The organism is Clostridium hydrogeniformans DSM 21757 (assembly GCF_000686705.1).
In the GTDB taxonomy this organism is placed as follows: Bacteria; Bacillota; Clostridia; order Clostridiales; family Clostridiaceae; genus Clostridium_Z; species Clostridium_Z hydrogeniformans.
The window spans coordinates 273,086-286,230 of record NZ_JMLJ01000003.1 but is presented as its reverse complement, the minus strand read 5'-3'; the positions used below and the strand labels follow the sequence as shown (position 1 = coordinate 286,230).

General features: G+C 28.2%; 9 protein-coding genes. All 9 read left to right on the top strand.

The window, feature by feature from the left end; translation table 11 throughout:
- Positions 1-706: 706 nt before the first annotated feature.
- The 9 genes from BR69_RS0101215 (at position 707) to BR69_RS0101180 (ending at position 13,143) form a co-directional block, all read left to right on the top strand.
- Positions 707-2,674 carry a sigma-54-dependent Fis family transcriptional regulator gene (locus tag BR69_RS0101215; protein ID WP_027631543.1) on the top strand — a complete coding sequence of 656 codons (1,968 nt, stop codon included), beginning with the start codon at positions 707-709 and terminating at the stop codon, positions 2,672-2,674.
- Positions 2,675-2,916: 242 nt separating this feature from the next.
- Positions 2,917-3,990 carry a 2,3-butanediol dehydrogenase gene (locus tag BR69_RS0101210; protein ID WP_027631542.1) on the top strand — a complete coding sequence of 358 codons (1,074 nt, stop codon included), beginning with the start codon at positions 2,917-2,919 and terminating at the stop codon, positions 3,988-3,990.
- 20 nt (positions 3,991-4,010) lie between these two features.
- Positions 4,011-4,898: a sulfide/dihydroorotate dehydrogenase-like FAD/NAD-binding protein gene (locus BR69_RS0101205; RefSeq protein ID WP_027631541.1), complete on the top strand. Its 888-nt coding sequence runs from the start codon at positions 4,011-4,013 to the stop codon at positions 4,896-4,898.
- A gap of 2 nt (positions 4,899-4,900) precedes the next feature.
- Entirely contained in the window at positions 4,901-6,301 is a 1,401-nt protein-coding gene (gltA, locus tag BR69_RS0101200; protein WP_027631540.1) for an NADPH-dependent glutamate synthase, read from the top strand.
- Between the two features lie 200 nt (positions 6,302-6,501).
- The gene (locus BR69_RS0101195; protein ID WP_027631539.1) at positions 6,502-7,398 is read left to right on the top strand and encodes a Cof-type HAD-IIB family hydrolase; all 897 of its coding nucleotides are present in this window, start codon (positions 6,502-6,504) and stop codon (positions 7,396-7,398) included.
- 200 nt (positions 7,399-7,598) lie between these two features.
- Positions 7,599-8,291, top strand: coding sequence for an RNA polymerase sigma-I factor (sigI, locus tag BR69_RS0101190; RefSeq protein ID WP_027631538.1), 693 nt, complete (start codon positions 7,599-7,601; stop codon positions 8,289-8,291).
- Position 8,292: 1 nt separating this feature from the next.
- Positions 8,293-9,339: an anti-sigma-I factor RsgI family protein gene (locus BR69_RS0101185; RefSeq protein ID WP_027631537.1), complete on the top strand. Its 1,047-nt coding sequence runs from the start codon at positions 8,293-8,295 to the stop codon at positions 9,337-9,339.
- A gap of 563 nt (positions 9,340-9,902) precedes the next feature.
- Positions 9,903-10,028, top strand: a complete 126-nt coding sequence (locus tag BR69_RS22415) for a DUF3791 domain-containing protein (RefSeq protein ID WP_084315193.1) — start codon at positions 9,903-9,905, stop codon at positions 10,026-10,028.
- A 217-nt stretch (positions 10,029-10,245) separates the two neighbouring features.
- Positions 10,246-13,143 carry a DEAD/DEAH box helicase gene (locus tag BR69_RS0101180; RefSeq protein WP_027631536.1) on the top strand — a complete coding sequence of 966 codons (2,898 nt, stop codon included), beginning with the start codon at positions 10,246-10,248 and terminating at the stop codon, positions 13,141-13,143.
- Positions 13,144-13,145 lie beyond the last annotated feature (2 nt).

The following is a 13,145-nucleotide window of genomic DNA, read 5'->3' as shown; positions in this document are numbered from 1 at the left end:
CTCCTAGGTAGAATTAATATAATCATGCTTAGAGTGTATATCGTACAGCATTGGTTTCTGTAACTATTGACTAAGTATAATCTACAAAAAACTTAAACTTTTTCACCACTGATAAATAAATTATCTATATCTTTCATATCATCAGTTATAGGTGATACTGATAAATATTTTATAAGGGTAATAGGTTGTCATAAGTTTTGCATGTTTAGTATCTAAAAGTACTATATTTTATCAGAATTTTTTTAAGGCATATTAACATACCTTAGATTTTTAATATATATTACTTATGCTTATCTAAAAAATGGTAAAGGTTGTTATCTCATTATTATTAGTAGTACAAAGCTCTAGTTTTTCGTTATAAATCACCTTTATCTTATTAAAAAGTGTATGTTTCTTATATAATTTTTTCAACATGTTTGGAAAACATAATAAACAGATTTGAACTTCCTTACAGATTAAGTAAGTTATAAAACTCTCTTTTCTTATTATAATGTCATATATTCCAAAAACTCCAATTTAATATTGATTATATATTAACAAAGAAGTTATTATTAAATTAAGAACAATTAAAATTTTTTGTACTAATTAAATAATAACATGAAAGCATAGAGAATTTCTTTATAAGAAATAGTGATGCTTTGATATTTATATAATTAAAAAATAGTGTAAAAACTCTATATTAAATTATAGGTAATAGGGAGAAGATATGGGAGATTACATAAAATTTATCACTGAAGCATGGGAAGAATTTATTTCTACAGGAAAAGTTAATCCAGAGGTTAGAGGGGAAATTAGAGATTCATGGTTAAGATGTAGGGCATATGGTGTTGATCCCTATAATGGAAAAGGAAGGGTTAAACATCCTAATATAGATGAATTAATAAAAAGTAATAGTGACCTTATTTCAGTAGCTACACCGATTATGGAAAGTATATATAGTACAGTTATAGGTTCAGGCTTTGCCTTATTTCTATCTGATAAGGATGGATATTTATTAGAAGTAATAGGGGATAAGGATATAATGAAAAGAGTTAATGAGTTAAATTTCTTAAAAGGAGAACTATGGACTGAAAATATAGTTGGAACTAATGCCATAGGAACAGCATTATATCTTAATAAACCAGTTCAAACTATAGGGGCAGAACATTATGGAATAAATCAGCATTCATGGACTTGCTCTGCAGCACCTATATATGATGAAGAGGAAAATCTAATAGGCTGTATAAACATGTCTGGAAATTCAAGTAATGCTCATTCTCATACAATGGGGATAGTAACAGCAGCAGCTCAATCCATTCAAAAACAAATGGCGTTAACAATTTCATATAAACTATTAAATATAACCTTTGACTCTATATCTGAAGGCATGATTGTTATTAATGAAGATATGAAGATTAAGAGGATAAATGGAAAAGCATTATATATATTAAATATTTCCTTAGAGGACGCCATGACCATGGATGTTTATGAATTTTTAAATGGCTATAACTTCTGCAACATGTTAAAAGAGGAAAATAAATCTTTAAGTAATATTGAGTGGGACTTCTATGTTAAAAATAAAACAATTAAGTGTGTTATAAATGTAGTGCCTTTAAATATAAGTGATAAAAACAGTGGTATGGTAATAACTCTTACTGAGGTTAAAAAGGTTCATAAGCTAGTAAATAAATTTGTAGGTTACAAAGCAAATTATAAATTTCATGATATTATCACAACAAATAAAGAAATGGAGAGGCTTATTAAACTTTCTAAAAAAGCTGCAATAAGTGACTGTAATATATTAATTCAGGGAGAGAGTGGAACAGGTAAAGAGTTAATTTCACAATCAATACATAATTATAGTGAACGTCACAATGGACCTTTTATTGCTGTAAACTGTGCATCTATTCCAAGGGAATTAGTAGAAAGTGAATTATTTGGGTATGAAAAAGGTGCTTTTACAGGTGCTTCAAAAGAAGGACATCCAGGAAAATTTGAATTAGCAGATGGAGGGACAATATTTTTAGATGAAATAGGAGAACTACCATTAGATATTCAAAGTAAGCTTCTTAGGGTTTTAGATAATGGAAAAACCATAAGAGTTGGAGGAGTATGTGAAAAGCAATTAGATGTTAGGGTCATTGGGGCAACTAATAGAATTTTAAAAAATGAAATAACTAAACAAAACTTTAGAGAGGATTTATATTACAGATTAAGTGTAATAAATATAAAAACCATTCCTTTAAGAGAGAGAATTGATGATATAGATATATTAGTAAAATATTTTGTAGATAGATTAAATATTAAAAATAGAAATAAAATAGGAAAAATCCATAGTTCTTATATAAATGAGTTAAAAAAATATAATTGGCCTGGAAACATAAGAGAACTTAGAAATGTAGTTGAAAGAGATTATTATTTAAGTGATGATGAACTTATAAGCCTAAACAATATAAGTAATTTAGAGGATATAAATCATTTAGATAATGAAATACTTTGTGAAAATATATGCGAAAAAAATCATAAAGAAAAAGATCCTACAATAATTCCATTAGACTTATTAGAGAAAAATACAATAGAAGATGCTTTAGAAAAATGTAATGGTAATATTCAAAAGGCATCAAAACTATTAAACATAGGTAGAGCTACCTTGTATAGAAAAGTTAAAAAATATAATATAAGTGTTTCAAAATGAGAATATAAATCCTAAGTGTCTCAAAGTGATACAAATAAATGTATCACTTTGAGACATTTATCTTTTATACATAGCTTTTTATAAAAATTATTTTCAACTTTTATCCTAAGATTATATACATATACATAAGGTGTTAGGCTTAAGGATTTCAAATTTTTAAGGTTATCTAAATATTTTGGCGTGAATATTGCTTATAAATATTGTGAATAGATTAACAAAAAGATTTAAGGGGGAAATTTACTATGAAAGCAGCACTATGGTATGGAAAAAATCATGTTAGGGTGGAGGAAATTAACGAACCAAAGGTTACAAAAGGAAATATAAAAATTAAAGTAAAATGGTGTGGTATCTGTGGATCAGATTTACATGAATATTTAGGAGGTCCTATATTTATTCCAGTGGGACAACCTCATCCTTTAAGTGGAACCACTGCACCTGTAGTTTTAGGTCATGAGTTTTCAGGAGAAGTTGTTGAAGTTGGTGAAGGTGTAACTAAATTTGAAATAGGTGATAGGGTAATAGTTGAACCTATAGTTTCTTGTGGTAAATGTCCTGCATGTTTAGAAGGAAAGTATAACCTATGTTCATCACTAGGTTTCCATGGACTTTGTGGAAGTGGTGGAGGACTTGCTGAATATACAGTTTTTCCAGAAGAATTTGTACATAAAATTCCAGAAGGCATGTCTTATGAGAAAGCAGCTTTAGTTGAACCAATGGCAGTAGCATTACATTCAATTAGAATAGGTAATTTTAAAATAGGAGATACTGCTTTAGTATTAGGATCAGGTCCAATAGGCTTGGCAACTATAGAGTGTTTAAAGTCAGCAGGGGCAAAATTAGTAATAGTATTACAAAGAAAATCTATAAGACAAGAATATGCTAAAAGAGCAGGTGCTGATGTTGTCTTAGATCCTAATGAAGTTGATATAGTTGAAGAAGTTAAAAAACTTACTAATGGGGTAGGGGTTGATGTAGCATTTGAAACTACAGGAGCTCAAATAGGTTTTGATATAGGTATAAATAGCTTAAAGTTTGAAGGAACTATGGTTATAACAAGTATATGGGAAAATACAGTATCCTTTAATCCAAATACTTTAGTATTTACTGAAAAGAAGATTGTTGGAACATTAGCTTATAGACATGAATTCCCAGCAACTATAGGAGCAATTAATGATGGAAGAATAAAGGCAGAAGGATATATAACAAAGAAAATATATTTAGATAATATAGTAGAGGAAGGTTTTGGAGCATTAACAGGTCCGGAAAAGAAAAACCACGTTAAAATATTAGTAACACCAGATAAAGGTCTTTTATAATCAGCTTAGGGGGAACATAAATGTATAAAATAGTTAGTAAAAAAGAGCTTACAAATAACATATTTTTAATGGACATAGAAGCTAAAAGAGTAGCAAAATCAGCAAAACCAGGTCAATTTATTATCATTAAGAATGATGAAAAAGGTGAAAGAGTTCCATTAACTATAGCAAATTATAATAAAGAAAAAGGAACAGTTAGTATTGTATTTCAAACTGTTGGAAAAAGTACAAAGCAGCTAGAAAAATATGAAGTTGGTGATTATGTAGCAGACTTTGTAGGGCCATTAGGACAACCTAGCGAATTCATTCATGAAGATTTAGAAGTATTAAAAAAGAAAAAGATAATTTTCATTGCAGGTGGAGTTGGGACTGCACCTGTTTATCCCCAAGTTAAATGGTTTCATGAAAATGGAATAGAGGTTGATGTTATAGTTGGAGCTAGAAGTAAAGATTTAATAATTTTTGAAGAAGAAATGGAAGAGGTAGTTGGAAATCTTTATATAGCAACGGATGATGGAAGTTATGGATTTAATGGCAGGGTTACAGATTGTCTTCAAAGTCTAGTTGATAAAGGAAATGAATATGACCATGCAATTATTATAGGACCTATGATAATGATGAAATTTGCAGCACAATTAACAAAGAAACTAGAGATACCTACTACAGTAAGCTTAAATCCCTTAATGGTAGATGGTACAGGAATGTGTGGAGCTTGCAGAGTAACTGTTGGAGGAGAAGTTAAATTTGCTTGTGTTGATGGACCAGAGTTTGATGGGCATTTAATAAATTATGATGAGGCAATTAGAAGACAAGCTATGTATAAAACTGATGAAGGCAAAGCAAAATTAGCATTAGAAGAAGGTAGTACTCATAGTCATGGGGGCTGTGGTTGTAGAGGTGATAAGTAAAAATGGATATGAAGGATAGAATGATAAAAGTACCTGTTAGAGAACAGAATCCAAAGGTTAGAGCAACGAATTTTGAAGAGGTTTGTTTAGGATATAATGAAGAAGAAGCAGTTAAAGAAGCTAGAAGATGCTTAAATTGTAAAAATCCAAAATGTGTAGAAGGATGCCCTGTATCAATAAATATTCCAGGATTTATTTCACATGTTAAGGAAGGAGACTTTGAAGATGCTGCAAAGGAAATTTCAAAATATAGTTCACTTCCAGCAGTGTGTGGGAGAGTTTGTCCTCAAGAAAAGCAATGTGAAGGAAAATGTGTTCTAGGAATAAAAGGTGAATCTGTATCTATTGGTAAGTTAGAGAGATTTACAGCAGATTGGGCATCTACAAATAATGTTGATTTAAGTGAAACTGCACCTAAAAATGGTATTAAAGTTGCTGTAATAGGTTCAGGACCAGCAGGATTAACTTGTGCTGGGGACTTAGCTAAAAAGGGATATGATGTTACTATCTTTGAAGCACTTCATAAAGCAGGGGGAGTTTTAGAATATGGAATTCCAGAATTCAGACTTCCAAAAGAAAAAGTTGTTAAGAGCGAAGTAGAAAACATTAAAAAGCTTGGTGTTAAGATTGAAACTAATGTTATTATAGGAAGAACTATAACAGTAGATGAATTGTTTGAAGAAGAAGGATTTAAAGCTGTATTTATAGGATCAGGAGCAGGCCTTCCAAGGTTTATGGGAATTGAGGGAGAGAATGCAAATGGAGTATTATCTGCAAATGAATTCTTAACAAGGGTTAATTTAATGAAGGCTGCAGTAGAAGGATATAATACTCCTGTTAGAGTTGGCAGAAAGGTAGCTGTAGTTGGTGGAGGAAATGTGGCCATGGATGCAGCAAGGACTGCCTTAAGACTAGGTGCTGAAAGTCACATTGTTTATAGAAGAGGAGAATCTGAAATTCCAGCCAGAATTGAAGAAGTACATCATGCTAAGGAAGAAGGGGTAAAATTTGATGTATTAACTAATCCTAAAAAAATCTTAGTAGATGAAAAGGGATGGGTTAAAGGAATGGAGTGTATAAGAATGGAACTTGGAGAACCGGATGAATCTGGAAGAAGAAGTCCAGTTGAAGTTCCGGGATCAGAATTTGTTATGGATGTAGATACTGTAATAATGTCCCTTGGAACATCTCCAAATCCATTAATTTCTTCAACAACTAAAGGCTTGGAAGTTAATAAGAGAAGATGTATTGTAGCAGAAGAAGAAACAGGTAGTACAACCAAAGAAGGAGTTTATGCAGGAGGAGATGCAGTTACAGGAGCAGCAACAGTAATTCTAGCTATGGGAGCAGGTAAAAAAGCAGCAGTATCCATGGATAAATATTTACAATCAAATTTGTTATAAGAGAAAGTTAACATATACAAAACCTCATAAAATAAAAACACGGCAGTAGTCGTGTTTTTATTTTATATTTATAATTAAGATATACATTTCCAGTGGATTAAGAAAGTTTAGATATATTCCTTAGAGATTTTATATAATATCCATAGATATATGATATTATATAATAAACGACAAAATAGATTTTTAACGGAGGATTTCTAATGATAAAACTTATAGCATCAGATATGGATGGAACTTTATTAAATAATGATCATGACATAGATAAGGAAACTGTTGATGCAATTAGAAAGGCAGAAGAGGCTGGTATAATATTTGCAATATCTACAGGCAGAGAATATGATAGTGTTAAGGGAATATTAGAGAAGCATAATATAAAGGCTCAGTGTGTTCTTTCAAATGGAGCAGAATATAGAGATGAGGATGGAAATATCTTAGAGGTTGTAAATATAAAGAAAGAAAATGCAAAAAAGATATTAGAAATATTAGATAAAAACAAACTTTCAGCTCGTATATTTACAGATAGAGGAGTCTTTACTATATCTACAAGAGAAGAGGCATTTCAAGAAGTTATATTTAGAATTATGACATTCAATCCATCCTTAACAGAGGATGAGGCAAGAAAAGTAGCTAAGGATCAAGCATTTTTTACAGACTTGCAGTATATTGAAGATATAGATAAATTCTTTGAAAGTGGAGTAGAAGTGAGAAAGTTTGTAGCTTTTCATAAAGATATAGAATTTATAGATAAAATGAAAAAGGTTATTGGGGAAATTGAAGGATTAGCAATCTCATCATCATTTAGAGATAATATAGAAATAACTGATATAAATGCTCAAAAAGGAATTATTTTAGAAAAAGTAGCTAAGAATATGTCAATAGCAACAGAAGATGTTATGATTCTTGGAGACAGTTTTAATGACTACTCAATGTTTGAAATATTTGAGGAAACTGTTGCAATGAAGAATGCTATACCAGAAGTCAAGGCTATAGCTAAGTACATAACAGATAGCAATGATAAATTAGGAGTTGCTAAGGCTATCTATAATGTGATTAATGATGAAATGTATAAAATGATTAAGGTTAAAGAAAGTTGTTAATAGCATAAATAAGTGAAAATAAACTCATTGATAATTCTTCAATTGTATTATCAATGAGTTTATTTTGTTGTTTAGATTATTTTTTAGTATAAGCAAAAGAATAAGTTGAACTTTTCCTTTCAAGCTTTAATATGAAAAATTTTCTAAGTACCTCAAAAATGATATTTATGGATACGAATTATATTATGAAGAGGTGAGTTATGTTAGAGAATATCAATGAACAGGTTATGGTAATTAAAAATGATAATGAGCAGATAAATGTTTTCATTAATGATTATAAACAATTTATTATAGCTTATTGTAATAAATCACTAAATAGATATATAGATATAAAAAATGATGATGAATATAGTATAGCTCTTATGGCTTTTTATGAGTCTATAAAAGGCTATGACATAAGCAAAGGAAGTTTCTTTTCCTATGCTCAGAGAGTTATAAAATTTAGATTAATAGATCATTATAGAAAAAATAAATCACTATTAAATGAGAAGTTTATAGAAGAAGATGAAGATAATAAGGACAAGTTTTTCTTAAATAAAGCCATAGAAAATTATGAAAATCAGGATATTTCATATTTAAGAAAAATTGAAATAGAAAACTTAATTGGTGAATTGTCCAAATATAACATAACTTTTAAGGAGTTAATAAAGGCTTCTCCTAAATGGAAGTCCACCAGAAAACGATATAATGAAATAATTAATTACATAATAAAAAATGGGGATATTATTGAGGAAATATCTTTAAATAATAAGATTCCAATAGCAAAAATTGAGGAAAATACTAATATACCCCGGAAAACAATAGAGAGATCACGAAAGTATATAATATCAGTGCTGATAATACTCTTAGGTGATTACCAATATATAAGAGAATATATAAATTTGGAGGTTTGATATGAAAAGAGCCTTAGTTGTAGAAGTAAATGACAACCATATGATTGTTATTGATAATAAAGGTAGATTTAAAAAGGTTAAAAATAAAATGAATCTAAAAATTGGTGATGAATATGAAAGAAATGAGGGATTAATTATGAAAAAAGGTATAGCATTCGCAGTATCACTTGTTTTATTATTTGGAATAGGTGGTTTTGGATATTCTTATGCAGCTCCAAAAGATTATTTAACACTTGATATAAATCCTAGTGTAAAACTAACAACTAATAGATATAACAAAGTAATAAAAGTAGAAGCGTTAAATTCTGATGGAGAGATTATAAGCAAAGAATTAAAAATAAAGAATAAGAATGTTCATGAAGCTATAAAATTATTAGTAGAATCTTCAGTGGACAATGGTTACATAGTTAATGATGATAAAAATGCAGTTATGATTACTTCAACAAGTGATGAGCTATTAGATGAAGCAGAAATAGGTGCAGAAGAAGGTTTAAAGGAAGAAGAAATAAAAAATACTGAGGTAATAAAAGAAAATGTTAATAAAGAAAGATTTGAAGAAGCTGAAAGATTAGGAATATCCCCTGGAAAAGTAAATTTAATTCAGAAGCTTCAAAAAGTGCAACCAGAAGCAACTTTAGATGAATATGCAAACTCTTCAGTTAAGGATATTATGAAAGCAATAAAGGAGCAAAGGGTTAAAGAAAAAGAAGAAAATAAAACAGAAAATAGTAAAACAGAAACTAAGGAAAAGGAAAAACAAACTACAAATTCTAATGGCAAAGGAAGTAGTAATCAAGAAAATAAAAATAATAATGGGAACTCTGTAAATAAAAATAATAACGAGAGCTCCACAAACAAAAACAATAATTCAAATTCAAATAATAATAAAGAAAAAACAAATAATGGAGAAAAAGCAAAAGAGAATATTAAAGAATCAAATGATAATAAATCTAATAATTCCAATAAAGATAAGTCTAATAAAATAGAAAATAACAATAAATCAGAGAATGGTAAAGAGAATAGTAATAAATCCAAAAATAATAATTAATATAAAGAGAATTTATATTAAAAGTGATATATTAAGAACATTAAAGAAGATTATATGAAAGTTTTTCTGTAAATAGTTTTTTATGATAATTATTTTGTAGGGGTGGAGGTTATGAGATAGCCTCCACCTTAATTTTAATATAGTAAATAACAAAGAGAATGTGGATATACCCTATAAAAGGGTATATTTTTTAGGTTCTACACTATTAGTTATCCAATCATCTGAAGATATTCAAGAAGAATTAACTATTTTATAATTGATGAATATGGTATAACAAAATAAATATAAATTTTTTATATTTTTAAGGAGGATATATGAAAAGATTAAAGCTGATACCTGTATTAAATAGTAGTCAGCTTTTTTAAATTCAAATTAATATGGTACGTAGTTAATGGCATTAATAAAACTTGGAAAAATAAATAAGATTTATGAAGGGACAGTAGATAGATTTGTGTAAAGTCAAATCTATCTACTGTTTTTTTGTATAAATAATTGGTGATTTTAGAATAATATACCATAAGAGCTTTGGAGGAATGTGAAACTCTACTAAATAAAATCAATATATTTTCAGGCGCTGTATTTATTATATTACATCTTTCTATGATACACTTCATTCAAATGGTCAAGAGTATATTATAGAAGATATTGATACTTATATTAAGTCTAGAGAGAAATCAATTGTACAATAAGTAATTAAATTATTTTAAATGAAAAAACAACCTGCAATTAATTGATTGCAGATTGTTTTTTATAAGTAAATAAAAAAAATTTTCATCAGATAAAGGATTTATTTAAATAAAAATGATTAGGATATAATATTAATCTACATATATACTGATAGCTCAAGATTCGTATTTGATATATAATTAAAAATGACATTAATTATACAGAATAGAGGAGATTTACATGAAGGGGATATTAGAGGATATAAATGAGAGGGGTATTTCTGAAAGCTTTGACTTAGAAATAAGTCCTAAGTCAGTAATTGAAGATAAGTATGTTATTAAAAATAAGCTTATAATAAATTCTAAGCAAGGAAATCTCTTGAAGGAATTAAAGCAGAGTTTAAGTGAGTGTAAAAGTTTTTATTTTAGTGTAGCTTTTGTTAATTTTAGTGGGTTACAATTGCTTCTAGATTCTTTTAAAGAAATTGAGGATAGAGAGGTAAAGGGGAAAATAATTACTTCAACCTATTTAAATTTTACAGAACCTAAGGCATTAGATAGATTAAGGAAATTTAAAAATATAGATTTAAAGGTATTTATTGCAGATAAGGAAAGAGGATTTCATACTAAGGCATATATTTTTGAAAATGAAGAGAATTATAAAATTATTATAGGATCATCAAATATTACTCAAAGAGCTTTAAAAAGTAATGTTGAGTGGAATGTTATGGTTATATCTAAGAAGGAAACAGAGTTTGTACAAGAAGTATTAGAAGAATATCAAAATTTATGGGATACAACGGGTTTTGTAGATGAGGAATTCTTAGAGAAATATGAAAGCTTCATAAATAGTATAAGAGAGAAAGAAAATAAGAGTAGAGTAGAATTTAATGATTATAAAATAATAAAACCTAATATAATGCAAAAGGAGGCATTAGAGAATTTAGATAGATTAAGAAGAACAGGTGAAGATAAAGCTTTAGTAATCGCAGCAACAGGAACAGGTAAAACATATATGTCTGCTTTTGATGTAATGAAGTTTAATCCTAAAAGGTTACTGTTTTTAGTACATAGAGAAGATATTCTTCGTGATTCTGAAAAAACTTATAGAAGTTTATGTAAAAACAAAAATATTACAATGGGCTTTTATACAGGAAACGCAAAGGAGTTAAAAGCAGATTATCTTTTTGCTACAGTTCAAACCATGGAAAGAAATTTAGAAAATTTTAAGAAAGATAGGTTTGAATATATTGTAATAGATGAAGCTCATCATAGTACTAGTCCAACATATGAAAAGATTTTAAAATACTTTAATCCTAAGTTTCTATTAGGAATGACAGCTACTCCAGAAAGATGTGATGCTGGTAATATATTTGATGTGTTTGATAATAATATTGCATTAGAAGTAAGGCTAAATGATGCGTTAGAAAATGAATTAATAGTACCATTTCATTACTTTGGAATAACAGATATAGATGCAGTGAATTATGAAGGTATAAACTTAGATAATATATCTGAAGTATCTAAAAAACTTATGATTAATTCTAGAGTGAATTTTATAAAAGAAAAAATGGATTTCTATGGTTTTGATGGAATTAAACAAAAAGCAGTAGGTTTTTGTATAAATAAAGAACATGCATATTATATGGCAGAAGAGTTTAAAAAAATAGGTATTGATAGTATAGCACTAACAGGTGAAGATTTTATTGATAAGAGACAAGCCTTTATGAAAAGACTAGAGAATGATAATGACTCACTAAAAGTTATATTTACGGTAGATATATTTAATGAAGGAGTTGATATACCTTCAATAAACCAAGTTTTAATGTTAAGACCAACAAACTCACCAATTGTGTTTATACAACAGTTAGGAAGAGGTTTAAGAAAGCATAAAAGCAAAAGCTTTTTAACAGTGCTTGACTTTATAGGAAATCATAACAAAGCATTTTTAATTGCATTAGCATTAAAGGGTGGACGATATTATGATAAAGATAGTTTAAAGATAGCAGTTGCAACTGATTTTAGTGATATACCAGGATGTTCTAATATACAAATGGATAGAATATCACAAGAAAGAATTTTAGATCAATTAAATACAGAGAACTTTAATAGTTTAAAATATCTTAAAGAGGAATATAATGAATTCAAAAGTCTATTGGGAGGAAAAATTCCATATAATCTGATGGATTATGTTAAATATGATGGGGCACCAAATCCACTTAAGTTTATTAATTACTCTAAGACCTACCAAGGTTTCTTGAAAAAAGTTGAGGCTGGATATTATGTAGAAGAAGAGGATAATGATGAAATCAATAAAACTCTTAAAGAATTATCAAATAAATTGCCAGTAAAAAGGCCACATGAATTCGCTATAATAAAGCATTTACTTAATGTAAATGAAATAGATATTAACATAGCTAAAAGGGTAATTTTAAAATATTTAGATACTGTTGATGAGAGGACTATTATTCATGCATTTAAAAATTTAAGTCAAGAGTTTTATGATACTAGAGAAAAAGATAAGAACATTAAATTATTTCAGTATACTAATGGTAAGCTAATTAGATTAATATCATTTGAAAAAATACTAGCCGATAAAGAATCTAAAAATATATTTTTAGATTTATTAAATTATGGTCTTATAACATATGAAAAAAGATATGGAAGCAAGAACTTTGGAGTACCATTTTTAAAATTATATGAACAATATCAAATGATAGATGTAGCCTTATTATCAAATTATGAAAAGATTCATAGTTCATTTAGAGGGAGTGGACTTCATAGTAATGGAAAAGAGTATTTTCTATTTGTTGATTTACATAAGGGTGAAGATATTAAGGAAAGTATAAATTATAAAGATAAATTTATAAATAGAAGTATGTTTCAATGGCAAACACCTAATAATACAACACAAATTTCTGATAGAGGAAAAAATATAATTTTCAATAAAGAAAATCAAGTTAACCTACATTTATTTGTCAGAAAATATAAAGAAATTGATAATAAAGTTCAGCCATATATCTATATGGGAAAAGGTGATACTATAAGATTTGAAGGTGAAAAACCAATAACAGTTATTTTAAAATTACAAAACAAAGTTTTAGAAAGTTTATATACGGAGTTTATAAAAAAGGTTTAAAA

What these genes read in the sequence shown, in the direction of transcription:
- BR69_RS0101215 (WP_027631543.1), top strand. Translation starts at nt 707, where the DNA reads ATGGGAGATTACATAAAATTTATCACTGAAGCATGGGAAGAATTTATT.
- BR69_RS0101210 (WP_027631542.1), top strand. Translation starts at nt 2,917, where the DNA reads ATGAAAGCAGCACTATGGTATGGAAAAAATCATGTTAGGGTGGAGGAA.
- BR69_RS0101205 (WP_027631541.1), top strand. Translation starts at nt 4,011, where the DNA reads ATGTATAAAATAGTTAGTAAAAAAGAGCTTACAAATAACATATTTTTA.
- gltA (WP_027631540.1), top strand. Translation starts at nt 4,901, where the DNA reads ATGGATATGAAGGATAGAATGATAAAAGTACCTGTTAGAGAACAGAAT.
- BR69_RS0101195 (WP_027631539.1), top strand. Translation starts at nt 6,502, where the DNA reads ATGATAAAACTTATAGCATCAGATATGGATGGAACTTTATTAAATAAT.
- sigI (WP_027631538.1), top strand. Translation starts at nt 7,599, where the DNA reads ATGTTAGAGAATATCAATGAACAGGTTATGGTAATTAAAAATGATAAT.
- BR69_RS0101185 (WP_027631537.1), top strand. Translation starts at nt 8,293, where the DNA reads ATGAAAAGAGCCTTAGTTGTAGAAGTAAATGACAACCATATGATTGTT.
- BR69_RS0101180 (WP_027631536.1), top strand. Translation starts at nt 10,246, where the DNA reads ATGAAGGGGATATTAGAGGATATAAATGAGAGGGGTATTTCTGAAAGC.